Below are 23,399 nucleotides of genomic sequence, written 5' to 3'. Positions count from 1 at the left end.
TCGGCAGTCTTGAAAGTTTCGTAACGAGTGTTTCGTTAATTCACAAAGTAGTGCGGTCTGCTGACACACGTTGGTGCACTACTCGGTTCGCACGCTTCGTTGGCCAAAAGCTATTTCATATAAGTAACTGATATTTAACGAAAAATATTTAGATAACTGTCGTTGGCATATTGCTTGCTTTGTTCACTGGACTTGGTCAATTGACCATGTCATTTGATTAAAAGGTGTGGCATGAGCCGATTCGTCCTTCCAGGATGAGCGTGCCGCCGGTCAAGTCCCGTGAGGATCCTCCTATGAATGAAGTGATTGAGTACCCAGAAGCCGGCATTTCCACCCGCTGTGGGGTCAGGCATCTGCTCGTGGCCATTGCAGCATCGACTGCAATTTGTTCGGTTCAGGCGGCAGAGCAGGACGTTGCGTTGCTGGGTACGAAGCTGACGCCGCTAGGAGGTGAGGTTGCTGCAAGTGCCGATGGGGTGATTCCGGCCTGGACTCCGCCTGGTCAGCAGGACGTGGGTTGGAGCTACGGCCAGGTGCGTGGCCAGCACTGGAAGTTCAAGGACGACAAGTCGCTCTACAGTATCGACGCCAACAATGTCGCGCAGTACGCGAGCAAGCTGTCGCCGGGCCAGCTGGAGCTGTTCAAGAAAGTGCCGGGCTATCGCATGGACGTGTACCCCACCCGCCGCAGCTGCGGTGTGCCGGACTTCGTTGCCGAGAACACCAAGAAAAACGTCGGTTTCGCCACCCTCGATGCCAGTGGTCTTGCCCTGCAGGATGCCTATGTACCAGGCGTTCCGTTTCCGCTGCCGACCACCGGCGTCGAGGTCATGTTGAACATGAAGATGCGCTACCGCGGCGTCGGTATCGATATTCCCAAGACCATCGCTGGGGTCTCGCCGCGCAAGGGGGGCGGGGATTGGCTGCGCATCTCGAATGACCTGTCCTTCTTTACCCCTTGGGGAGCGAAGGGAAGTGCGCTGTTCTCTTCCGTAGGCCGGCTGGAAAACGCCACGTACTTTTCTTTCCTGGAGCCGGCTGCCCTGGCGGGGCAGGCTGCCGTGGGAACCCTCACAGCCGGAGAGCAGTCGGCCACCTTCTATTATTTTCCTGGTCAGCGGCGTGTACGGCGCATGCCCGCCTACTCCTACGACGCCCCGCAGATTGGCCTGGATAACCAGTACACCGTCGATGAAGCGAACGTCTTCTTCGGGCCCCTGGATCGCTTCGACTGGAAGCTGATCGGCAAGCAGGAGTTGATTGTCTCCTACAACGCTTTTGGCGCCTACGACACCTCCGCCAAGGTCGAAGAGGTTGCTCAGGAGGGCTCGCTCGCACCTGAGTCGCGCCGCTACGAGCTCCATCGCGTGTGGGTCGTTGAGGCCAATGTCCGTCAGGGGATGCGTCACCAGGCGCCGAAGCGGCTTTTCTACATCGACGAGGATAGCTGGAACGCCCTGATGGCCGTCGATTACGACAAGCAAGGGCAGGTCTGGAAGGTGCGTGAGGGCTTCACGATCCCTGTGTACGAGACCGGTGCTTGCGATATGCAGGCTCTGGTGCAGTACAACCTGGCAGATGGCCGCTACCTCTACGACTTGACCACCATCGGCGCTAGCAAGGATCTCCACTGGCAGACCGAGAGCGCTGGTAACCCGCGGCATAAGCGCGATTTCTATACATCCGACAACCTGCGATCCATCAGCGAGCGCTAATGGCGAATCTAGGAGCCGACATGAAAAGAACAATTGCTAAAGCATCGGGTCTGGCTATTGCCTGCGCTGCGCCTCTGGCCATGGGCTTCACCTTCGAGACGGACAATGTCCGGGGCTCGTTCGATTCCACCATTGGTTGGGGCATGGGCGTGCGCGCTCAGTCTCAGGGCTGCGATCTGGTCAACGCCGGTGCCACTGGCGGTGGCGCGCCGGCTGGATGCCTGGATGCGACTGTCTCCGGGATCGGTGACCAGGGCAACCTGAACTATGACAAGGGTGACCTGTTCACCAACTACCTCAAGGGTATGCACGAGCTGGTGTTGAAGTTTCCCGAGGATCTCACCTTCATGGCGCGTGGCAGCTGGAAGCGTGACTTTGCTGCCACCCACACTACCGGGACGCTGGGTGCGGAAACGCAGGGTTGGCAAGCCGCGGGTTCGGATATCGGCAGCGATGGGCTGACCGATGATGCGCGTGACGAACTGAAGTTCAAGACGCGCCTGCTCGATCTGTGGGTGAGCAAGACCTTCGATGTGGGGGATCAGCGAGTGCGGGCGCGCCTGGGCAACCAGGTTATCAACTGGGGTGAGAGCCTGTTCGCGGTGGGCGGCATCAACGCCACCAACGCCTACGATTTCCAGGCGCTGTCGAGCCCGGGAGTGCAGCTCAAGGAGGCTGTGCTACCGGCGCCGATGCTCAGTGTCGCCACGGGGCTGGGCTACGGCATCAACGTCGAGACCTATTACCAGTTCGGCTGGAACAAGAGCGAGCTGCCACCAGTGGGTAGCTACTGGTCGACCTTTAACGTGATCGGCGAGGGTATGAAGGAGTACGGCTACGACGACAAGGATGCCCGTGACAGTGGTCAGTGGGGACTCTCGGTGCGCTGGCAGCCGGAAGACAGCGACGTCAACTACGGTTTCTACGTGATGCGCTATCACGACAAGCTGCCGCAAGTGCAGTACAACCAGGCCACTTGGGCTCCCAAGTGGGTCTACCCGGAAGACCGCATGCTCTACGGCATCAGTGCCAACCTGCCGGTTGGCGACTGGGCGGTGGGCACCGAGCTGTCTTACCGGCCCAAAGAGGCGGTGCCGCTCAACCCCTTGCCCGGATTTTTCGGCGCTGGCCCATGTGCAGGGCAGGGTGGGGAATGCTGGAAAGACACCAAGAAGTTCCAGTGGCACCTGACCGGCATCTACAGCTTTACCAATGCCAACTCCGCGGATTTCCTCGAGTTCACTGGGGCCAGCACCGCGACCCTCATGTCGGAACTGGTACTGGTGAAGTATCCGGGGCTGCATGACAGCTATGACGGTGAGTTGATTTCCGCAGGGGGCAACAGCTGGGTTGAGGATTGGTCGAAGCTTCCGGCCAAGTCCCATGGCGATGCGAGCTCCTCGGGGATCCACCTCGATTTCAGTCTGACCTATGACAGCATTCTGATCCCGGGTTGGAGCGTTACGCCGGGTATCTATTACCAGCAGTCGCTGGGCAATGGGCGCACGCCGTCGATGTATTCGACCTATACCCGGGATGCCAGCTCCATGAACCTGTACCTGAACCTTGTGCGCAACCCCGGCAACTGGCAGGTCAGTTTGAACTACGCGAAGTTCAACGATGCTGACACCCCTTACGACCAACCGCTGCGTGATCGTGATTACGTCGGCCTGGCGATTTCGCACTCGATGTGAGGCATGTAGTGAATACTCCTGTTGTAAACAAGTCCGGCAAGGGGGGGCGTGGCGTGCTGCCACGCCTGGAGGGCTGGCTGTTCCGTCAGCGTCGGCTGGTGCTGGCGCTGCTCGTATTGTTCACCCTGGGTATGGCCTGGTTCGCCGTGCAGCTGCGCATGGATGCTGGCTTCGAGAAGCAGTTGCCGATCGGTCATGAGTATGTCGAGACCTTCCAGGCCTACCGTAACGATCTGATCGGGGCAAACCGCTTGACCATAGTGGTCAAGGCGCGTGAGGGCTCGATCTGGAGCGTGACCGGGCTCAAGCGGCTGTACGACGTGACCCAGGCGGTGATTTTCCTGCCCGGAGTCTCGCGCAGCAGTGTGCAGTCGTTGTGGACGCCCAACTCTTTCGTCAACGAGATCACCGAGGAGGGCTTTCGTGCGGATCCGTTGATACCTGGCACGGTGACACCTGATCGTCTCGATCAGGAGATCATCGACAAGATCGCCAACTCCACGGCCCAGGGCGGCTTTGTCGGCACCCTGGTGGCGCGCGATCAGAGCAGCGCGATGATCACCGCCGAGCTCAACGAGCTTGACGAAAATGGCCAGCAGCTGGACTACGTGGCCTACAACAAAATCCTGGAGCAGCAGATCCGTGCTCAGTTCGAGGATACCGATTTCGAGATCCAGATCATCGGCTTTGCCAAGCAGATCGGCGATATCGCCGACGGCGCCTCGGCCGTGCTGGAATTCTGTCTGCTGGCGCTGCTGCTGACCGCCGCGGCGGTCTATTGGTACTGCCATTCCGTGCGCTTCACGCTGCTGGCGCTGGGTTGCTCGCTGACCTCGCTGATCTGGCAGTTTGGCAGCCTGCGCCTGCTCGGTTACGGCCTCGACCCGCTGGCCGTGCTGGTGCCCTTCCTGGTGTTCGCCATTGGTGTGTCTCACGGCGTGCAGCAGATCAACTACATCGTGCGGGAGATCGCTTGCGGCAAAAGTGTCGAGGAGGCGGCCCGCTCCAGTTTCAGTGGTCTGCTGATTCCGGGAACCCTGGCCCTGGTAACGGCCTTCGTGTCCTTCATCACCCTGCTGTTGATCCCGATTCCGATGGTGCGCGAGCTGGCTATCACCGCCTCGCTCGGGGTGGCCTACAAGATCATTACCAATCTGGTGATGCTGCCGCTGGTGGCGTCGATGCTGAGAGTCGATGGTAGCTATGCGGCCGCCGAGGAGGTCTCCCGCGAGCGCCGTGCGCGCTGGTTGCATGGGCTGGCACGGCTCGCCGAGTGGCGCAACGCGCTACTGGTGCTCGGTATCGCCGCGCTGGTGTTCTGCGTGGCGGTCTGGCAGAGCCATGACCGGGTAGTGGGCACGCTACAGGCTGGTGCGCCTGAGCTGCGCGAGGAGGCGCGGTTCAACCGCGATGCGGTGTCCATTGCCAGTAGTTACGACATCGGCCTGGACTGGCTCAGCGTGGTCTTCGAGGTCAGCCCGGACGCGTCAGGCGAAGTGCCGCCCGGAGCCTGCGAAAACGTCGCCTTGGGGCAGTACCAGGATCGCTTTGTCTGGGCGATGCAGGCTGTGCCCGGGGTGCTGTCGGTGGCCTCGTTCTCCACCGCCATGCGCCAGTTCAACGAAGGCTATAACGAGGGCAATCCGAAGATGAGCACGGTGCCCATCGATGCCATGAACTACGCCTCGCTGGCCACCGAGGTCGCCCGCATCTCCGGGATCATGCGCGTCGACTGCAGCATGACTGCCGTGCACCTGTACCTGGGGGATCACAAAGCGACCACCATCAACCGGGTGATCGCGGCTGCCAAGGCGTTCCGCAGCGAATACCCGATGCCGGGCATTTCAGTGCGCCTCGCCTCGGGCAACGCTGGTGTCTTGGCGGCGATCAACGAGGAGGTGGAGAAGAGCGAGACGCCGATGCTGCTGTATGTCTACGCCGCCATCGCCCTGCTGGTGTTCGTTGTCTACCGTGACCTGCGTGCTGTGTTGGTCTGCTGCCTGCCGCTGACTATCGGCACCTTCATCGGCTACTGGTTCATGAAGGAGCTGCAGATCGGACTGACCATCGCCACGCTGCCGGTGATGGTGCTGGCAGTGGGTATCGGTGTCGATTACGCCTTCTACATCTACAACCGTCTGCAGCTGCACCAGGCCAACGGTCAGCCGATCGTCAAGGCGGTCGAGCACGCGCTGCTCGAGGTTGGCGTAGCGACCATCTTCACCGCCATCACCCTGGCAATCGGCGTGGCTACCTGGTCGTTCTCCGAACTCAAGTTCCAGGCCGACATGGGCAAGCTGTTGGCGTTTATGTTCATGGTCAACATGGTCATGGCCATGACGGTTCTACCGGCCTTCGCTGTCTGGCTGGAGCGGGTTTTCCCGCGCAAGCGCCCGGTGCGCATGATTGGCGCGCTGGTGCATTGAGGAGAGAAGCATGCGATACCTGAACACAGTCATGGGGGTCGCCCTGGCGACCTTGTTGCCACTGACCTCGCCGCAGGCTGATCCCTTGGAACCGGTGCCGGCAGTACCTGCGAGCAATGCCACCCAGGCAACCATGCTCGATGCTACATGGGCAGAGAAACGCATCGTTGCGGTTGGCGACCACGGCATAGTGCTGTTGTCGGACGATCAAGGTGCAAGCTTCCGCCAGGCACGCTCAGTTCCGCTTTCCGCGCCGCTTACTGGCGTGAGTTTCGTCGATGGAAAGCAGGGGTGGGCGGTCGGACACTGGGGGGCGATCCTGGCCAGCCTTGATGGCGGTGACACCTGGCAGATCCAGCGTCTGTCCAGTGAAGAGGATAGGCCGTTGTTCGCGGTGCATTTCTTCAATGCCCGGCAGGGGGTTGCAGTTGGCCTCTGGTCATTGATCCTGACCACCGACGATGGTGGTGCGACCTGGGTTGAGCGGACACTGGAAGCTCCTCCAGGCTCCAGTCGTGCCGATCTCAATCTGATGGGGCTTTTTGCCGACCGTCATGGCGGCCTGTATGCCACTGCCGAGCGTGGTCAGGTGCTGCGCTCCGACGACCAGGGCCGAAGCTGGCATTACCTGGATACCGGCTACGAAGGCACCCTCTGGGCTGGCGCCGTACTGGCAGATGGGAGCCTGTTGGTTGGCGGTCAGCGCGGCACGCTACTGCATGGTTCGGCAGACGGTAAGGACTTTCGCCGTTTGCCGCTGGAGAGCAAGAGCTCGGTCACAGCCGTGGCCGTGTCTGGTCGTCATGTACTGGCGGTCGGCCTTGATGGGCTGATGGTGCAAAGCCGTAGTGGCGGGCAGAGCTTCCAGGAGCAGCAGTCGGCCCAGGGTGTTTCGTTGACGGCGGCCCTGATCAACAGCAATGACAGTCCTGTTCTGTTTTCGCGACGCGGTGTAATACCAGAAGAAGCTAAGTAGCTGGCGCCTTCGCTGAGTGTTGGCTGGTTTGGCCGCATTCGGGGCGGCTAGAAAGTTGTGATTGTTGCCCGTTTTGGGCCTCGTCGCTAGTCGGCGCCAGGCCCTTTTTTATTCGGCCACATCGGTCTTGATCATATCGGTGTGGAGTTAGCGAAGTTTAAATGTGGCGCAGCGTGACGAATTGTTCCCGGTGTATGCAGTGTCGATAGTCGCAATTCCGCTCAACATTTAGCTGGCTAGCTCTCTTGATCTTGCACGCCCATATCTATCTGGCTTCAGGCAGTGGAGCAATATCCAGGCTTTTCCGGTGCAAAGTCTAATTCCACGGAGGAGGATGTTGAGTGATGAAAATTTCACATTTGATAGTAGGGCTGGCTTGCCCGGTGATTGTCTGGGCACAGGCTGGTGATGTGTACACCAATGTAGAGGCGGTAAGAAAGGCTGAGTCGATTATAAAGCGAGCTCATGCATTGCATACTAAGGTCGCTGAAATTTGTAGTGATGCAAATGCTACAGGTCTTCTATATGAAGTGGCTGAAAACGCTATAAGAGATCTAGATAGTTGGCCTGATGATCATCAGAAAAGCCAAAATCTTGCCGCGTATGATGCATGCCGTCAATCCATGGTGGATGTGCAAAGTTATGCCTATACCTGTGCCAGTGATGGGTACAAAGGCAAGGCCGCGACCTACATACAACGCCGCTGGGTAGAGGACTCCACTGGCTGTGATAGCGCTATTCGTGCTTCAGATTTATCGCGGGAAGACAGTAATTAAGTCGTGTTGGAGTTTGCTGTACTACCGAATGACCCAGTGTGCAATTGAGTTTTGCATTGTATGGAAGTGAACGGGCCAGATGTTATGTCGTTTCAAGTTGCTGCTGGATGACTCCTGGGCTTGGTGGATGAGCGCGTCACGTACTAATGGTTGGCTCTTGCTGTACCGGTAGTGGTTCTGCGACGACGAGTGGTAACGGATGTGCTAAGAGCTGGCCCTTTACATAAAAAAATAACGAATGTTATTTTAATTAAATGTCGCACTTTATGCGTTGGCAGCTGGCCTCTACAGTCAGCATGGCTGAGCGGAGCGATCAATTGGCAGTGCAATAAAAGAGGTGCTCGTGATGGGAGTGTTTGATGTAAAGCACTGGCTGGTCGTCTTGTTGGTTGTCCTGCTGGTGTTCGGTGGAAAGCGTTTGCGGAATTTAGGCAGTGATTTGGGCGAGGCGCTAAAGGGTTTTCGCAAGTCGCTATCAGGTGCTGATAGCCCGTGCGTGGATCAATCGCGAGTTGATCCAGAGCATCGCCAGTGAAGAGCTAAGTACTCCGCGAGTAATCAGTTGTAGCAGAGCTTCCACTGCCGCGTTGCATTCTTCGCTCCTCTGGTTCGGCGTCTTGGCTCAGGTGAGAGCGGTACAGGCCGGATCAACTGTCGGTTCGAAGTGGGTGTGTCTATATTTTGCGTTATTTTGCAGCCTTAATTAGTTGAATGATGAATATGCCATGAGCGGTGTGCGGGTAGTAATGTTGGTGGTTGTTTTGCTCTTGCTGCTTGTTCTAAATGCTTGTGCAGCATTTTCTGCGTAGGAACTGAGTTTGGTTGTTGCGCGGCTGGTGGCTGGGCAGTCAATGATTTCTTGTCTTTTTGCGCGCGTGGGGGCGTATCTGTTGTTCTTGTGCTCCGTGCAGTGAGATTGTTGGAGGCATCATGGCGCGCGCTGGTTGTTGGCTGCGGTTTTCATGGGTGAGTGTGTGGCTTTTATTATTTTTTCGGTTCGATGTGGTTGCTTCGGAAATGCCAGGTTCTGAATTCTTTGATGGGATGTTTTACGAGTTAGATGGGCGTGCCACAATGCATGCTATTACAGCCAATATGGCTGAGCGCTTTGAGGCGGGGCCGCTACATACTTATTGGAGCTCCTACCATCGTTTGGAAGAATTCAGTCGTCCAAAATACGAGCGTGTTGCGGGGATTTTGGGTGTTCAGCTCCCGAACAGGTCTTGGATCCTGATTAAAGCCAAGGCCATAAGTTGTTTGCCGCAGTTCATGATGTCGAAAGTTATGTCAGGCTTGCGCCAGAGAACGATTGTTTACGTTGAGAGGTTGCGCCGTCTTTCAGAAATTGGGCCGGCTGAGGGGCATGACTTTTATGCTTACATGGTTCGGCAAGAGCTCCTGCAGGTTCAGATCATGGATCTTGCGCTGCGTGAGGAGTACTCGGCTGCGGAAGAGCTGGTGGCCCAATTTATCACCCAGGAGTCTGCAATGAGTGATAGGCCTTTCTAGCGGGTATCACCTATTTTGTCAGTATGAGGGTATTCAACTTTTACGTCTCTCATCTTTCAAAGGCATGCCGGCATATCTTTCAAGTGTAGATGCGTCTGGCGCGACCGGATATTGAGCTGTGATTAGGGTGTGATGTTTCTGGTTTTTGAAAAATTTTCCAATGCATCTAGAGTAATTATACGTGCTGCGCCGGAGCCTCCACTCCGACAGTATTTTGGGCGATCATCGACTATGACTGGCCGTTGTCACACAGTTTTCTGTGAAAACCTCTTCGTGCGTAATGCTGCTCTTTTTGCGCCGTACCTGGCCGCTGTGGGGCTTAGTGAAGAGGTTGTGACGTCACCTGATACAGAGATCCCCCTGTCCCAGTACATGGCTTTGTGGGAGTTGGTTGGTCGTGAGGTTTCCTCCAGCATTGGTCTGCAAACCGGTATCCGGGCTCATAGTAGTGACTGGGGTGCCTATGGATACGCCGCGCGTAGCGCACCATCAATGCAGTTGGCACTTCGTTGCCTGAGTCATTTCTATGCAGTGCTTGCCCAAGGCACGCGAGCCGAAGTCAGTATCGATAATGACTCCATTACACTGATCTACCAGGTAGTTGATCCGCTCGTTACTGACTGCTGCCAAGACGCCGAATATACATTGAGTGCTGCGCTGGCGATTTTGCGTGAACTGACCAAGTGCCCTTTTCTGAGTCCTGTTTGGGTCGAGTTTGGGCACGATAGACTCAGTGTGAGTTCTGTTTATCAGGAGTTGTTTGGGTGTCCGGTTTATTTTAATAGGCCGGATAATCGACTGGTGTTTGCGCGTGATCTTTTGGATATGCCGGTTTTAACCGCCGACATTCGATTGTTTCAGGCGCTTGAGCCATTTTTGCAGCGGCAAAAGTCGCTCCGCACTGAGTCGGAGATTCTTGGACGAATGGCGGCACATATTGCCAGTGGACTGGGTAGTGGCGGCGTAAGTATCGAGCTGGTTGCCAGTAGTATGGGCATTGGGGTGCGTACCTTGCAGCGCCGTCTCTCTGAGCAGGGTTTGGATTTTTCTCAGGTAGTTGAAGATGTGCGCCGCTCTTTAGCTGAAGACTATGTCGCCCGATCTGATTACAGCTTTACCAACATTGCCTTGTTGCTCGGATATTCAGAGGCCAGTTCTTTTAGCCGTGCTTTCCGTCGGTGGACACAACTCACCCCTCTGAAGTACCGGCAGCGCGCTCGATACTGATCTTGTCTATTGGCATGAGATGCCAAGAATTTGGCATAACCTGACAAGCCATAATTTCTTGTTTGGAGTATTTTTAATTAGGCTGCCCTCTTTAGGTGTTTGCGGTGTTCCCTATTAAGAGGCTTAACTTTTTGGGTTGCCAAATCTAGATGTGGTCGCTTTTTCAAGGCGAGAAATTGGTCAGTTTGATAATTCGTATTTAGCAGAAATATGAGTGGTCTTCAGATTGGTAGTAGTTGCTTCCGGCTCTTTAGAAGCAAGACTTACTTCAGAGGCTAACGAGTCGAGGAGAAGAATTATGAAAAGAAGTATCTCTGGAGCCTCTGTCGATCTTCCGCGCAGGAGGTTGCTTCAGTTCGCTGGGGCATCGGTAGCTCTCGGTGGACTTGGGTTGAACGCTAAGTGGGCAAATGCCAGCGTTGATGAAGATATTCTTGATGTCGTGATCGTTGGTGCAGGTTTGTCCGGATTGACCGCCGCCTGCAGTTTGCTCCAGGCAGGCTGTGAATCTTTTCTGGTTGTAGAGGCTCGCGATCGCGTTGGCGGGCGCACTCTCAACCATGATCTTGGTAATGGCTATATATCAGAAGCTGGGGGGCAGTGGATCGGGTCTAGCCAGACAGCTGTTGCGGATCTTGCTCGTGAGTTGGGCGTAGGAACTTTTCCCTCTTACTATCAGGGAGAGTCAGTTTTCCTTGGCGGTGAAGGGCGGATGGTCACGGATCTGAAAGGCACGCTCGGTGCTGACGAGACTCTCGCGGCCCAACTGAGCGAACTCTCTCGTGATGTGCCATCCGCTGCGCCATGGAAATCCCCACGGGCTGCCGAGTTTGACAAACTGTCTGTGGGAGACTGGTTATCTAAGCAGAACGTAGACTTACAAAAGGGGCTGAGTCTTGAGGGCGGGATTGTAATATCCGGCGGTGTAATGCCAGCCAAGTTGGGCCTGCTGCATTATCTCTCCATGATTAACTCCGCTGACTGCGAATACTCGCAGCTCGACGGTATGGCGCACAGTGCTCAGGACACCCGTATTGTTGGGGGATCTCAGATTCTGAGCATCAAGATGGCAGAGCAACTTGGCGAAAAGGTCAAGCTTTCCAGTCCGGTTCGCCAAATTGAAGGTTGGGATCAGGACGTCGTGACCATCAGGACTGATAGTGGTGATGTCCGTGCACGAAAAGTCATCATGGCTATACATCCCGCCCTCTGCCAGCAGATTGAATTCACTCCGCAACTGCCGGCAAAACGTGCGGCTCTTCAGCGCGCTTGGCCCGGCTATTCTCCGATGAGGAAAACGGCAATGGTCTACTCTCGGCCGTTCTGGCGGGAGAAAGGGTTGAATGGCCATTTATCGCAAATTGGTGGGCCGATTATATGGGCCTACGATAACTCCCCACCGAATGGAGAAATCGGTGTCATAAATGCCTTCGTACGAAGTGCAACGCTGCCATCTGATCTGGATAAGGCTAAGCGGGTGCAGACCGAGATATATGCACAAGCGCTCGGCGAGGAGGCTTTGTCGCCGCTGTCTTACCATGATCACGATTGGGGGCAAGCAGATCCCTGGACTATTACGTGTGTTTCGGCAATTCCACCAGGATTTTGGAGTGAGCACGGTGAGGCTCTGCGTCCTCCCTGTGGCAACCTGATCTGGTCTGGTACAGAGACCGCCGAAATCTGGGCTGGGTATATGGATGGTGCAGTGCGTTCGGGAAGGCAAAGTGCTCTGCAGGTTCTTAACGCTTTGCGTCTGGCCGGGAGGTCTGCATGAAGAAAATCATCCTGCTGGGATTCGTCGCCAGTGTTTCTGTTCTGCTGGTTATATGGGGACCTGAGCTACGAGATCTATATCTCTTGCAGAAGTACTTTGATGCCTCAAGTCATGCTGCCGAAGTCGATGGCGGTTCCTGGCCGCGTTTGTCTGATGCTTGTATTGGCTGCCATGGTTTTCAAGGGAAGTCACAAAACCAGAAGTACCCAAGCCTGGCGGGGCAGCCAGCGCCATATATAGCTACTCAGCTCCATAATTTTGCTAGCGGAGTGCGCAGTAATCCGTTCATGACTCCCCTGGCAATTACGCTGAGCGATGCCGAGATTAAATTGCTTGCCGATTATTTTGCCAAACAGCATCCCGGCAATAACTCCACTTACAGTCCTGACACTTCCTTGCGCGACAAGGGTGAAAAGCTTGTCGAAAACGGGGCATGCCGTTCGTGTCATGGTGGACAACTAATGGGGCAAGGCAATTTTCCACGTCTTGCTGGGCAGGGATACGATTATCTGCTTGCACAGTTGGACAATTTTGCAGCTGGGAAGCGCAGCGAACCTACAGGCGTAATGAAGAGTATTGCCGGTGCACTCTCGGCAGAGGAGCGTAAAGCGATTGCCAGTTATCTCGCTAGCTTTGCAATAGAGAGCAAGTGAGGCGGAGTCATTTTAACTAAGAGGCTGCCCGCTGACGGTGGTCTGCAACTGTGGAGAGTTTGGGATGCAAAAAAAATTATCGGGGGCGACGCGTTTTACTGCATACGCCGCCATTCTTGGAGCCATCTTTGCTTATACGACTATCACGCTCTCAATGATGGTGACGGGCGACGATACCAGTATGATCTTGTCCGGCGCCAAAGTGCTGAGTCTTCCCGATGAAATCCGCGAGCTTTATCGCTGGTCAATGCTGACAGATATTTTCGGCTTCTATTTGCCCTCCTTGGTTGTTGGCGGTTATCTCTGGCATGTCTTCCGGAATGAGGCCGGTGCTCTAGGCAGCATTGCTGTTTTGGCCATTGGCTTCTATGCCACAGTCGGGATTATTGGGGCTGCGACTCAGCAAGCGGTCGTTACGCCCTTGGCGCAACTCTACGGGCAGGGCGATGCTTCGATAAAAGCGGCCGCGGAAGTGACCTGGACCACCATTGCTTATGCCGTACAGTACGGGTTGTGGTGGTCGGAGGGTTTGGTCGTATTGTTCTGGGGGCTGGTTGTCGGCGGGCAGCTCAAAAGAGCGGGGTGGGGCTGGTTCTCTCTGCTGCTTCTAAAAATTGTCGGTATATCTTTCACCCTATTTCTTGTCTTCGGCTTCTTTAAGTCGCTCGATGAACTGATGAAGATAATGGAGATGTCTTTCCTGGTGCTTTATCCGTTGTGGTTGTTGATCTTTGGCGTGCGCCTGCTTCGTGGACAAGGTGGGGTTTCTATCCAGGACGGGCGGGTGGCTGCAACCTAAGTGTCAGTTTCCCCCTCGTAGTTCTATGCCTCAAACGTACCAGAGCGGCGGCGGTTAGCTAGCGCTGCCGCCTGACTGGGGTTGACAAGCTCAGCCCGAAATTGATCACAGGCGGGTTGGCGCTCAGGCCATAGCAAAAACTGGCGCCACGTCCGCAATCCCGGAGTTTTTCTCATGTCGATCGAGCAAGTCGGTCCGGCCGTCGAGCAGATGCGCCAGCTCTTCGCCAGCCAACGGGCGGCTTTCGCCGCTGAGCGCTATCCGTCGTATCAGGTGCGCCGTGCCAATCTGCTGGCCCTCAAGGCGCTGGTATTGGACAACGCCGATGAGATCGCCGCAGCGATTTCTGCCGATTTCGGCCATCGCTCTGTTCACGAGAGCAAACTGCTAGACATCTTTGGTTTGGTCAGTGAGATCAATCACGCGCTCAAGTGCCTGAAGCGCTGGATGAAGCCGCAGCGTCGTGGTGTTGGTATCTGGTTCCAGCCTGGGCGTGCTGCGTTGCTCGCCCAGCCGCTCGGGGTGATTGGTATTGCCGCCCCCTGGAACTATCCGCTGTACCTGACGTTGGGGCCACTGTGTGGTGCCTTGGCTGCCGGCAACCGTGCCATGATCAAGATCGCCAGCGACTCTAGCCGCTATGGGGCTCTGCTGGCTCGCTTGCTTGGCCAGCGTTTCAATCAGGATCTGGTAGCGGTGATTCAGCCAGGGCCAGGAATCAATGATCAGTTCTCGCGCCTGCCGTTCGACCACCTGATATTCACCGGCTCGCCGGCAGTCGGCCGACAGATTATGCGTAATTGCAGCGAGAACCTGACGCCGGTGACCCTGGAGCTGGGCGGTAAGTCGCCGACGCTGGTGGCGCCGGGGTATTCCTTGCAACGCGCCGCGGAGACAATTCTATGGGGCAAGTGCCTGAACTCCGGGCAGACCTGCGTAGCGCCGGACTACCTGTTCCTGCCCGAAGGTAGCGAGGCCAGTTTCATCGAGCATGCCAAGGCTGCTGTAGCCCGCAACTATCCACAGCCGCTGGGGGCTAACCCGGACTACAGCTGCATGATCAACGCGCGGCAGTTGATGCGGGTTGAGGCGCTGTTGACCGATGCCCGTGAGAAGGGCGCGCGAGTGGTGGCTCTTGCCGATGCGGAGGAGGCCCGCCGTGCCGGTAAGCTGGCTCCCCACTTGGTATTTGATGTGCGTGCCGATATGCAGATCATGCAGGAGGAGATCTTCGGCCCCTTGCTGCCAGTGCTTGCCTATCAGGGGTTGGAAGAGGCCGTGGACTACATCAATGCCCATGAGCGCCCCTTGGCGCTGTACCTATTCGATGAAGACTCGGGGCGAGTCCAGCAGGTGTTGCGTCAAACGCTTTCCGGTGGTGTCACAGTCAACAGCGTGATGCTTCACGTTTTGCAGGAAAACCTGCCATTTGGCGGGGTCGGCAATTCCGGACTGGGGCATTACCACGCGGAAGAAGGTTTCCAAACATTCAGCAAGATGCGGCCAATCTTCTATCAGGCGCGTCTCAACGGTAGCTTCCTGCTCAAACCACCTTATGGGCGGCTGACTCAGGGGCTGTTGCGTCTCTTGCTGCGCTGATTGCTTTGTCTACTCCCATTTTGGCGCTCTTAGGGGCGCTTTTTTTGAATCACTAAAACGTACCTGGCTGATGCGTATGTCCCGGAAGACTGCATCAGTATTCATTTCCCCTCTCCGGCATTAAATCAAACCAACTGTGCTGTCAGAGAGGCTGTGCGGCGCTTTATAGCGCACCTGAAAGCGTAGGGAGTCTATGAGCGTCAGTGAGGCCTACATCGCGTGTGCAGATCCTGTGCAGTTGATCGACAGGTTGTGCCGGCTGTGGAAAAAATACTGTATTTCACCACTCAGTGAGACCCATTTGCAGGTCGACTTGCCCAGTGGTGGTTGCGAGCTCATGGCCGAAGTGAATTTGTTGCAAGTTTTCCTTTACTCATCGGCTAGCGACCACGAGGCCTTGCGCGAGTTGGTAGCGCGCGGCTTGTACAAGGCTGCTAATCGCGAACTTATAAAGGTCTCATGGCGGCTGAGCTTGGAGTGAGTGGCACTCTCTTGTCAGCGGCTGAAGCATCAAGCTCGTAGTTTCTGCTGGATGCCCGATGTATTGCTTCGGTCGTCAGCTGCGCCATCTGGACGGGGCTGTGGATGATGTATCGGCGGCCACCCAGAAATGGGGGGCTGAAAGTACGAAGGAGTCTGGTAGAGACTCCTTCGTATGCTTTCCTGTGGGCAGTGCCTCTCAGGCTGGTTCCTTCTGCACCTTCTCGCTGCTTGCTGCTGCACTTATCGGTGCGCATCGCTGGAATCTATAGTCTTGTAGCGGTAGGCATCGTGTGGCGAGCCAGTAGCGCCAGGTGGACCAGGGCCACATGGAAAAATTCTTGCCATCGGCTTGCTGATACCAGCTCACGCATCCGGAGTTCCATACGGTGCTCTTCAGTGCGTTCTGCACACGTTCGTTGAAATGACGCTGGGCATCCGGCCTGACGTCCACGTAATCAGCACCGCGGACACGAACCGCATGTATCGCGTCGAGAATGTAACGTACTTGGGCCTCGATCATGAAAATGACAGAGTTATGCCCTAGCGCGGTATTTGGGCCGACCAACTTGTGCAAGTTCGGATAACCGGAAATATGGATGCCCAGGTAGGCTTCGCAACCATCCTTCCAATCCTTCATTAGTTCGTGCCCCGGTAGTCCGCTGCACGGAAAGTCCTTCATGTACAGGCGTGGATCCACCTGGAAGCCGGTGCCGTAAATGATGCAGTCGGCAGGCAGCTCTCGACCGCTCTGAGTGACCACCGAGTGCTCGCGGATCTCGGCGATGCCATCATCGACTAGCTCTACGTTCGACCGGTTGAACATCGGATACCACTTGTTGGATATCAGAATGCGTTTGCAGCCAATTACGTAATCCGGGGTCAGGCGGCGGATCAGCTCCGGATCACGTACCTGATGGCGGATGAACAGGCCGGCGAGGGCTTGCAGGCGCCGCGCCAGCCAAGGGGTGAAGATCGGCCATACGCGTGATTCGTTGGTCCAGTAAAGGCGGGCGCGGTGCAGCTTGCGCAGCAGTGGAAAACGGGCAAACAGCGTTTTTTGCCATTGCGGATACTGGCGCGTGTCACGGGGGATAATCCAGGCAGGAGTGCGCTGTAGTACATACAGCTTCTCCACGTCGGGGGCGATCTCCGGGCAGTACTGGATAGCGCTGCCGCCGGTGCCGATGGATACCACGCGCTTACCCTTGAGGTCGTAGTCATGATCCCACTGTGCCGAGTGGAAAGCTTTGCCCTTGAACCGTTCTATCCCCTTCAGTGAGGGAATAGAGGGGACATGCAGCGGACCTGAAGCCAGCACCACATGATGCGCAATGATTGCGTTGCCCCGGGTGGTCGTCAGATGCCAGTGTCCGGTCGAGTTGTCGAAGCGGGCTGCGCAGACCTCGCTGCCGCCGCGGATGTAGTGGCGCAGGCCATAGCGCTCGGTGACGTCGAGGATGTAGTCCTGGATCTCGTGCCAGGGCGCATAGCGTTGGCTCCAGTCCGCCTTGCCGGCGAAGGAGAAAGAGTACAGGTGCGATTGCACATCGCAGGCGGCGCCGGGGTAGGTGTTCTCGCGCCAGGTACCGCCGACTTCATCGGCTTTCTCCAGTATCACAAAGCTCTTTTCGCCTCGTTCGAGCAGCTGAATGGCTGTGCACAGGCCGCCGAAACCGGCGCCGATAATGGCGACCTCGACCTGCAACGGGATGGCGAGAGGGGCGGGCGTCGAATGGGCGTTACGGGCATTCATTTGGGGCAGCTCCACTGTTGTTGTATGTGACGCCAATTTAATGGGCTGACTTTTTGTGTGGATATGCTAGTGTCGCAGGCGAAATTGATCTTTCCGGCAATCTGATTGTGGCCACTCAACCCGTACTAGCCTTGCTCTATATGTTCAACGCCTTACGTACCCTGGGCGTGGATCTGGATCTGGCCACTCTGCTTGCCGACTACGGCCTGAGTGAAGCGCAACTGGCTCCCGATGGCCGCATCGAACGTAGCAGGGCGCTGCGCCTGCTATGCGATCTTGCCCAGCGTTTGCCGCAGGAAAGCCAGGGACTGAGTCTTGGGCAAGCTTTTGGCTTCGCCGGTTATGGCCCTGTCAGCTTCTTGTTGCTGACCAGTGAGACGGTTTATGCCGCCGTGCAGCATGGCCTGCGCTATCAGCAACTGACGTTTCTATTTAGCCCGTTAAGCTTTGTTCCCGGTGAGCGGGAGAGCGCGTTGTGCCTCGATCCGCTGGAGCTGCCTGAGCCGGGAAGACGCTTCCTGGTGGATGTTGAAATGGTCGGCACCTACAAGCTGATACTCGACTTGTTGTCCTCCCTGGGGAGGGGCGCGCTCGCCACGCGTGTGGAGATCCCGTATGCGAAGCCGCTCGATGTGAGTGCCTATTCCGCCTTCTACGGCTGCCCGCTGCAGTTCGGCAGTGATCGTGCGCGCATTTGGATGCGCAATGAGGTGCTGCAGGCCCGGCTACCCACTGCTGACCCTACTGCCAACCTCTATTACCGGGGGCAGTGCGAGGAGTGGCTGAGGCGCCGCTCCGCTGAGTCGGAAAACACCGATATATCGGCCCAGGTACGTAATCATCTGGCTCTCTTTCAGCAGGGTTTTCCTGCCTCCGCCCAGGTGGCGCGCTCGCTGGGCATGGCCGAGCGCACGCTACGTCATCGCCTGGCTGAGGCAGGCTGCAGCTTCCGCCAATTGCTCGACGAAGCGCGCTTCGCTCGCGCCCGGGCCTTGCTCACCGACTCGCAGCAGTCGGTGGAACAGGTGGCCCAGGCGCTCGGCTATGCCGAGGCCGCCGCTTTCATTCATGCATTCCAGCGCTGGACCGGATGCTCACCAGCGGCCTGGCGGCGCGCCCTCCGAGCCTGAGGGCGGTGCCGCGGTGAAGCATAAAATGCTGCCCACTAGCGCGTCAGGTAGGTCTGCCCCATGGTTAGACTTTTCGATCAGCAGTTGCTAGGCGAGTAGGTTGGGGGAAATTTAGGGCAAAGCAGAGGGCGCGCTAGCCCTTTGGGGTAGTCAGGGCGGAAGCGATTTAGGTATATCGCGGCTGCAGCGGTGTGCGCTGTAGGGGGCGAATTCCCATCTGATCAAGCGAGGGTTGAGCCCACTGAGTGATACAAAAGCTGTAAGAAAATACAGCGCTAAGTTATTGATTCTTTTGTGGTAGAGTGACCGCTTCCTGATGCAGAAGATTTACCCCTTTTCCCTTCTGTATCAATTGGTTAGGCGTAGATCCTCGCCACCTTGACATGGTGGGGGTCGTTGGTTCGAGTCCAATTGTGCCTACCAAATCCGAAAGGGGTCGTTGATACGACCCCTTTTTTATTGGCTGCTTGTCAGGGCTGCGGCTTTCTGAAAGCATCCCAACTCTTTACCTCCAGTGACTCTGGTTCGGTTTCGGTTGGCCCGCAAGGCTCCTGCCATTGTTCGGCAGGCATACCGCCGGATCGCTTCCTGGCTCATCCCAACCCACGTGACCTTTGGTAGGGGTCACCACTAGGAGAGGAGGCGCCATGCCCATCATTACTCTTCCCGACGGCAGTCAGCGTTCGTTCGATCGTCCCGTTTCCGTGCTTGAGGTGGCTCAGTCCATCGGCGCCGGGCTGGCCAAGGCCACCGTGGCCGGCAAGGTCAACGGCAAGCAGGTGGATGCCTGTGACCTGATCGAGAGCGATGCGACCCTGCAGATCCTTACGCCGAAAGATGAAGAAGGGCTGGAGATCATCCGTCACTCCTGCGCGCACCTGGTGGGGCATGCGGTCAAGCAGTTGTACCCGGATGCCAAGATGGTGATCGGGCCGGTGATCGAAGAAGGCTTCTATTACGACATTGCCATCGGTCGGCCTTTCACGCCGGAAGACATGGCGGCCATCGAAAAGCGCATGGCCGAGCTGATCGACAAGGACTACGACGTCATCAAGAAGATGACGCCGCGGGCCGAGGTCATCGAGGTGTTCAAGGCGCGTGGCGAAGACTACAAGCTGCGCCTGATCGACGATATGCCGGATGAGCAGGCCATGGGCCTGTACTACCACGAAGAATATGTCGACATGTGCCGCGGCCCGCACGTGCCGAACACGCGCTTCCTCAAGTCCTTCAAGCTGACCAAGATTTCCGGTGCCTACTGGCGCGGCGACTCGAAAAACGAGCAGCTGCAGCGTGTGTACGGCACGGCCTGGGCGGACAAGAAGCAGCTGGCGGCCTATATCCAGCGCATCGAGGAGGCCGAGAAGCGCGATCACCGTCGCATCGGCAAGCAGCTGGATCTGTTCCATCTGCAGGAGGAAGCGCCGGGCATGGTGTTCTGGCATCCGAACGGCTGGACGCTGTACCAGGTACTGGAGCAGTACATGCGCCAGGTGCAGCGCGAGCACGGCTACGTCGAAGTGCGCACGCCGCAGGTGGTCGATCGCGTGCTCTGGGAGCGCTCGGGGCACTGGTCGAACTACGCCGAGAACATGTTCACCACCAACTCGGAAAACCGCGACTACGCGGTGAAGCCGATGAACTGCCCGTGCCACGTGCAGATCTTCAATCAGGGCCTGAAGTCCTACCGCGACCTGCCGCTGCGTCTGGCCGAGTTCGGTGCTTGCCACCGCAACGAGCCGTCCGGCGCGCTGCACGGCATCATGCGCGTGCGCGGCTTTACCCAGGACGATGCGCATATTTTCTGCACCGAAGATCAGGTGAAGAAAGAGGCGGCCGATTTCATCAAGCTGACCCTGCAGGTGTATGCCAACTTCGGTTTCTCCGATATCTCGATGAAACTGTCCACTCGTCCGGCCAAGCGCGTAGGTTCCGACGAGCTGTGGGATCGCGCCGAAACTGCTTTGGCCGATGCGCTGAACGAGTCGGGCCTGGAGTGGGAATACCAGCCGGGCGAGGGTGCTTTCTACGGTCCGAAGATCGAATTCACCCTGAAGGATTGCCTGGGGCGTAACTGGCAGTGCGGCACCCTGCAGTATGATCCGAACCTGCCGGAGCGGCTGGATGCCAGCTATATCGCCGAAGATAACAATCGCAAGCGCCCGGTCATGCTGCACCGTGCGATCCTCGGCTCCTTCGAGCGCTTCGTCGGCATGCTGATCGAGCACTACGCTGGTGCGTTCCCAGCCTGGCTGGCGCCGACCCAGGCGGTGGTGATGAATATCACCGACAGGCAGGCCGATTTCGCTCTGGAAGTGGAGAAAACCCTTAATCAAAGCGGATTCCGTGCCAAGTCGGACTTGAGAAACGAAAAAATCGGCTTTAAAATCCGCGAGCATACTTTGCTCAAGGTTCCCTATCTCCTGGTTATTGGCGACAGGGAAGTTGAGACACGATCCGTTGCTGTGCGTACCCGCGAAGGCGTCGATCTGGGCTCCATGCCCCTCGAGCAGTTCGCTGGTCAGCTCAAGCAAGCGGTTTCCCGGCGTGGTCGCCAAGATTCGGAGTAATCATTATTAAGCGTGAAATGAGACAGGATAAGCGGGCCGTTCCCAAGGCGCCGATCAACGAGAACATCACCGCACGTGAAGTTCGCCTGATTGGTGCCGACGGCCAGCAGATTGGCGTGGTTTCGATCGATGAAGCGCTGCGCGCTGCCGACGAAGCAAAGCTGGATCTGGTGGAAATCTCCGCGGACGCGGTACCACCGGTTTGCCGGATCATGGACTACGGCAAGCACCTGTTCGAGAAGAAGAAGCAAGCTGCTATCGCGAAGAAGAACCAGCACCAGCAGCAGATCAAAGAAATCAAGTTTCGTCCAGGGACGGAAGAAGGGGATTACCAGGTAAAGCTACGCAACCTGGTACGTTTCCTTGAAGATGGGGACAAGGCCAAGGTATCGCTTCGATTCCGCGGTCGTGAGATGGCCCACCAGGAACTGGGCATGGAGCTGTTGAAGCGGGTCGAAGCCGACCTCGCCGAACTCGGCACCGTTGAGCAGCATCCCAAGCTGGAAGGACGCCAGCTGATGATGGTCATCGCTCCCAAGAAGCGTAAATAACCTCCCGGGCACTGGCAGGCCTGATGGTTATCAGTTGTTAATGAATGCGGAGTACTAAACATGCCAAAAATGAAAACCAAGAGCGGTGCAGCCAAGCGTTTCCTCAAGACCGCTGGTGGCTACAAGCACAAGCACGCTTTCAAGAGCCACATCCTGACCAAAATGTCCACCAAGCGTAAGCGTCAACTGCGCGGTAGCGAGCTGATGCATCCGTCGGACAAAGCAAAAGTCGAGCGCATGCTGCGCGTTCGTTAATTCGGTCAAGATACTTTAGAGGTAATTACTCATGGCTCGTGTTAAGCGTGGCGTTATCGCTCGTGCCCGTCACAAGAAAATCCTGAAACTCGCCAAAGGCTACTACGGCGCGCGTTCGCGCGTGTTCCGCGTTGCCAAGCAGGCTGTGATCAAGGCAGGCCAATACGCCTACCGTGACCGCCGTCAGCGCAAGCGTCAGTTCCGCGCTCTGTGGATCGCTCGTATCAATGCTGGTGCTCGTATCAACGGTCTGTCCTACAGCCGTCTGATCGCTGGCCTGAAAAAAGCGGCCATCGAGATCGATCGCAAGGTTCTGGCCGATCTGGCAGTGAACGAAAAAGCGGCGTTTGCTGCGATTGTCGAGAAAGCTAAGGCCGTTCTGGCTTAAGTCCCCGACAATCACCGGGTTCGCCCGGTGCCAACGTCACCAATAGGGGAAGAGCCTTCAAGCTCTTCCCCTATTTTGTATCTGGAGTCCGTACATGGAAAACCTGGATGCATTGGTCTCGCAAGCGCTTGAGGCCGTGCAACAAACTGAAGACGTCAATGCCCTGGAGCAGATCCGGGTTCACTATCTCGGCAAGAAAGGCGAGCTGACCCAGGTGATGAAGACCCTGGGCGATCTGCCGGCCGAGGAGCGTCCGAAAGTCGGCGCCCTGATCAACGTCGCCAAGGAGCGCGTGCAGGAAGCCCTGAACACCCGCAAGGACTCCCTCGAATCGGCTGCGCTGAGCGCCAAGCTCGCCGCCGAAAAAATCGACGTGACCCTGCCGGGCCGCGGTCAGGCCTCCGGTGGCCTGCATCCGGTGACCCGCACTCTAGAGCGCGTCGAGCAGTTCTTCACCCATATCGGCTACAACGTCGCCGAGGGCCCGGAAGTCGAAGACGACTACCACAACTTCGAAGCGCTCAACATTCCCGGTCACCACCCGGCCCGGGCGATGCACGACACCTTCTATTTCAATGCGAACATGCTGCTGCGCACCCACACCTCGCCGGTACAGGTGCGCACCATGGAGTCGCAGCAGCCGCCGATTCGCATCGTCTGCCCAGGCCGCGTGTATCGTTGCGACTCCGATATCACCCACTCGCCGATGTTCCACCAGGTCGAAGGCTTGCTGGTCGACGAGGGCATCAGCTTTGCCGACCTCAAGGGCACCATCGAGGAATTCCTCCGGGTGTTCTTCGAGAAGCCGCTGGGCGTGCGTTTCCGTCCCTCCTTCTTCCCCTTCACCGAGCCGTCGGCCGAAGTCGACATGCAGTGCGTGATGTGCTCCGGCAAGGGTTGCCGCGTGTGCAAGCAGACCGGCTGGCTGGAGGTCATGGGCTGCGGCATGGTGCATCCGAACGTGCTGCGTATGTCCGGCATCGATCCGGAGAAATACCAGGGCTTCGCTTTCGGCATGGGCGTCGAGCGCCTGGCCATGCTGCGCTATGGCGTCAATGACTTGCGCCTGTTCTTCGATAACGACCTGAGGTTCCTGGCGCAATTCCGCTAGGCCACATGAC

The 23,399-nt window shown here is 57.0% G+C and carries 20 protein-coding genes; 19 read left to right on the top strand and 1 reads right to left on the bottom strand.

The features are described from left to right. The first annotated feature begins 293 nt into the window (after positions 1 to 293). The 13 genes from A9179_RS13120 (at position 294) to A9179_RS23190 (ending at position 15,629) form a co-directional block, all read left to right on the top strand. Positions 294 to 1,715 (top strand): DUF1329 domain-containing protein, encoded by a 1,422-nt coding sequence (locus A9179_RS13120; protein ID WP_187806501.1) that lies wholly within the window; start codon positions 294 to 296, stop codon positions 1,713 to 1,715. A 20-nt stretch (positions 1,716 to 1,735) separates the two neighbouring features. Next, positions 1,736 to 3,409, top strand: coding sequence for a DUF1302 domain-containing protein (locus tag A9179_RS13115; RefSeq protein ID WP_316851834.1), 1,674 nt, complete (start codon positions 1,736 to 1,738; stop codon positions 3,407 to 3,409). A gap of 53 nt (positions 3,410 to 3,462) precedes the next feature. Continuing rightward, positions 3,463 to 5,835: an efflux RND transporter permease subunit gene (locus tag A9179_RS13110; RefSeq protein ID WP_187808587.1), complete on the top strand. Its 2,373-nt coding sequence runs from the start codon at positions 3,463 to 3,465 to the stop codon at positions 5,833 to 5,835. Positions 5,836 to 5,845: 10 nt separating this feature from the next. Further along, the gene (locus A9179_RS13105) at positions 5,846 to 6,811 is read left to right on the top strand and encodes a WD40/YVTN/BNR-like repeat-containing protein (RefSeq protein WP_187806500.1); all 966 of its coding nucleotides are present in this window, start codon (positions 5,846 to 5,848) and stop codon (positions 6,809 to 6,811) included. Positions 6,812 to 7,155: 344 nt separating this feature from the next. Next, a complete protein-coding gene (locus A9179_RS13100; RefSeq protein WP_187806499.1) occupies positions 7,156 to 7,587 on the top strand; it encodes a hypothetical protein in 432 nt (143 codons plus the stop codon). 346 nt (positions 7,588 to 7,933) lie between these two features. Further along, a complete protein-coding gene (tatA, locus tag A9179_RS13095) occupies positions 7,934 to 8,122 on the top strand; it encodes a twin-arginine translocase TatA/TatE family subunit (protein WP_187806497.1) in 189 nt (62 codons plus the stop codon). Between the two features lie 395 nt (positions 8,123 to 8,517). Beyond that, positions 8,518 to 9,096, top strand: a complete 579-nt coding sequence (locus tag A9179_RS13090; protein WP_187806495.1) for a hypothetical protein — start codon at positions 8,518 to 8,520, stop codon at positions 9,094 to 9,096. Between the two features lie 273 nt (positions 9,097 to 9,369). Continuing rightward, positions 9,370 to 10,323 (top strand): AraC family transcriptional regulator, encoded by a 954-nt coding sequence (locus A9179_RS13085; protein WP_316851833.1) that lies wholly within the window; start codon positions 9,370 to 9,372, stop codon positions 10,321 to 10,323. A 298-nt stretch (positions 10,324 to 10,621) separates the two neighbouring features. Then, positions 10,622 to 12,097 (top strand): flavin monoamine oxidase family protein, encoded by a 1,476-nt coding sequence (locus A9179_RS13080; RefSeq protein WP_187806493.1) that lies wholly within the window; start codon positions 10,622 to 10,624, stop codon positions 12,095 to 12,097. Then, entirely contained in the window at positions 12,094 to 12,750 is a 657-nt protein-coding gene (locus A9179_RS13075) for a c-type cytochrome (RefSeq protein ID WP_187806491.1), read from the top strand. Before A9179_RS13080 ends, A9179_RS13075 begins: the two co-directional genes overlap by 4 nt. A 64-nt stretch (positions 12,751 to 12,814) precedes the next feature. Continuing rightward, positions 12,815 to 13,549 carry a hypothetical protein gene (locus A9179_RS13070; RefSeq protein ID WP_187806489.1) on the top strand — a complete coding sequence of 245 codons (735 nt, stop codon included), beginning with the start codon at positions 12,815 to 12,817 and terminating at the stop codon, positions 13,547 to 13,549. Between the two features lie 174 nt (positions 13,550 to 13,723). After that, positions 13,724 to 15,148: a coniferyl aldehyde dehydrogenase gene (locus tag A9179_RS13065; protein WP_187806487.1), complete on the top strand. Its 1,425-nt coding sequence runs from the start codon at positions 13,724 to 13,726 to the stop codon at positions 15,146 to 15,148. Positions 15,149 to 15,341: 193 nt separating this feature from the next. Continuing rightward, complete coding sequence (locus tag A9179_RS23190) at positions 15,342 to 15,629, top strand: DUF2218 domain-containing protein (RefSeq protein ID WP_187806485.1); 288 nt, start codon at positions 15,342 to 15,344, stop codon at positions 15,627 to 15,629. Positions 15,630 to 15,827: 198 nt separating this feature from the next. Here A9179_RS23190 and A9179_RS13055 read toward each other — a convergent pair whose 3' ends face one another. Continuing rightward, the gene (locus tag A9179_RS13055) at positions 15,828 to 17,384 is read right to left on the bottom strand and encodes a flavin-containing monooxygenase (protein ID WP_187806483.1); all 1,557 of its coding nucleotides are present in this window, start codon (positions 17,382 to 17,384) and stop codon (positions 15,828 to 15,830) included. Positions 17,385 to 17,524: 140 nt separating this feature from the next. Here A9179_RS13055 and A9179_RS13050 point away from each other — a divergent pair, with 140 nt between their 5' ends. The 6 genes from A9179_RS13050 to pheS all read left to right on the top strand — a co-directional run bounded on the left by A9179_RS13050 (position 17,525) and on the right by pheS (position 23,389). Next, positions 17,525 to 18,514, top strand: coding sequence for an AraC family transcriptional regulator (locus A9179_RS13050; protein WP_262410716.1), 990 nt, complete (start codon positions 17,525 to 17,527; stop codon positions 18,512 to 18,514). Positions 18,515 to 19,161: 647 nt separating this feature from the next. Continuing rightward, entirely contained in the window at positions 19,162 to 21,084 is a 1,923-nt protein-coding gene (gene thrS, locus A9179_RS13045) for a threonine--tRNA ligase (RefSeq protein WP_187806479.1), read from the top strand. Next, the gene (infC, locus tag A9179_RS13040) at positions 21,084 to 21,635 is read left to right on the top strand and encodes a translation initiation factor IF-3 (RefSeq protein ID WP_187808585.1); all 552 of its coding nucleotides are present in this window, start codon (positions 21,084 to 21,086) and stop codon (positions 21,633 to 21,635) included. The genes thrS and infC overlap by 1 nt, the downstream gene beginning before the upstream one ends. A gap of 60 nt (positions 21,636 to 21,695) precedes the next feature. Further along, positions 21,696 to 21,890 carry a 50S ribosomal protein L35 gene (gene rpmI / locus A9179_RS13035; protein ID WP_187806477.1) on the top strand — a complete coding sequence of 65 codons (195 nt, stop codon included), beginning with the start codon at positions 21,696 to 21,698 and terminating at the stop codon, positions 21,888 to 21,890. A 31-nt stretch (positions 21,891 to 21,921) separates the two neighbouring features. Beyond that, complete coding sequence (gene rplT / locus A9179_RS13030) at positions 21,922 to 22,278, top strand: 50S ribosomal protein L20 (RefSeq protein WP_187806475.1); 357 nt, start codon at positions 21,922 to 21,924, stop codon at positions 22,276 to 22,278. A gap of 94 nt (positions 22,279 to 22,372) precedes the next feature. Further along, a complete protein-coding gene (gene pheS / locus A9179_RS13025; protein WP_187806473.1) occupies positions 22,373 to 23,389 on the top strand; it encodes a phenylalanine--tRNA ligase subunit alpha in 1,017 nt (338 codons plus the stop codon). Positions 23,390 to 23,399: the final 10 nt, after the last annotated feature.

The organism is Pseudomonas alcaligenes, from assembly GCF_014490745.1.
GTDB lineage: Bacteria > Pseudomonadota > Gammaproteobacteria > Pseudomonadales > Pseudomonadaceae > Aquipseudomonas > Aquipseudomonas alcaligenes_C.
This window is presented reverse-complemented; position numbering and strand designations above follow the sequence as displayed.

What these genes read in the sequence shown, in the direction of transcription:
- rplT (WP_187806475.1), top strand. Translation starts at nt 21,922, where the DNA reads ATGGCTCGTGTTAAGCGTGGCGTTATCGCTCGTGCCCGTCACAAGAAA.
- A9179_RS13100 (WP_187806499.1), top strand. Translation starts at nt 7,156, where the DNA reads ATGAAAATTTCACATTTGATAGTAGGGCTGGCTTGCCCGGTGATTGTC.
- A9179_RS13120 (WP_187806501.1), top strand. Translation starts at nt 294, where the DNA reads ATGAATGAAGTGATTGAGTACCCAGAAGCCGGCATTTCCACCCGCTGT.
- A9179_RS13070 (WP_187806489.1), top strand. Translation starts at nt 12,815, where the DNA reads ATGCAAAAAAAATTATCGGGGGCGACGCGTTTTACTGCATACGCCGCC.
- rpmI (WP_187806477.1), top strand. Translation starts at nt 21,696, where the DNA reads ATGCCAAAAATGAAAACCAAGAGCGGTGCAGCCAAGCGTTTCCTCAAG.
- A9179_RS13075 (WP_187806491.1), top strand. Translation starts at nt 12,094, where the DNA reads ATGAAGAAAATCATCCTGCTGGGATTCGTCGCCAGTGTTTCTGTTCTG.
- A9179_RS13050 (WP_262410716.1), top strand. Translation starts at nt 17,525, where the DNA reads ATGTTCAACGCCTTACGTACCCTGGGCGTGGATCTGGATCTGGCCACT.
- A9179_RS13090 (WP_187806495.1), top strand. Translation starts at nt 8,518, where the DNA reads ATGGCGCGCGCTGGTTGTTGGCTGCGGTTTTCATGGGTGAGTGTGTGG.
- A9179_RS23190 (WP_187806485.1), top strand. Translation starts at nt 15,342, where the DNA reads ATGAGCGTCAGTGAGGCCTACATCGCGTGTGCAGATCCTGTGCAGTTG.
- A9179_RS13065 (WP_187806487.1), top strand. Translation starts at nt 13,724, where the DNA reads ATGTCGATCGAGCAAGTCGGTCCGGCCGTCGAGCAGATGCGCCAGCTC.
- A9179_RS13115 (WP_316851834.1), top strand. Translation starts at nt 1,736, where the DNA reads ATGAAAAGAACAATTGCTAAAGCATCGGGTCTGGCTATTGCCTGCGCT.
- pheS (WP_187806473.1), top strand. Translation starts at nt 22,373, where the DNA reads ATGGAAAACCTGGATGCATTGGTCTCGCAAGCGCTTGAGGCCGTGCAA.
- A9179_RS13080 (WP_187806493.1), top strand. Translation starts at nt 10,622, where the DNA reads ATGAAAAGAAGTATCTCTGGAGCCTCTGTCGATCTTCCGCGCAGGAGG.
- A9179_RS13105 (WP_187806500.1), top strand. Translation starts at nt 5,846, where the DNA reads ATGCGATACCTGAACACAGTCATGGGGGTCGCCCTGGCGACCTTGTTG.
- thrS (WP_187806479.1), top strand. Translation starts at nt 19,162, where the DNA reads ATGCCCATCATTACTCTTCCCGACGGCAGTCAGCGTTCGTTCGATCGT.
- tatA (WP_187806497.1), top strand. Translation starts at nt 7,934, where the DNA reads ATGGGAGTGTTTGATGTAAAGCACTGGCTGGTCGTCTTGTTGGTTGTC.
- A9179_RS13055 (WP_187806483.1), bottom strand. Translation starts at nt 17,384, where the DNA reads ATGAATGCCCGTAACGCCCATTCGACGCCCGCCCCTCTCGCCATCCCG.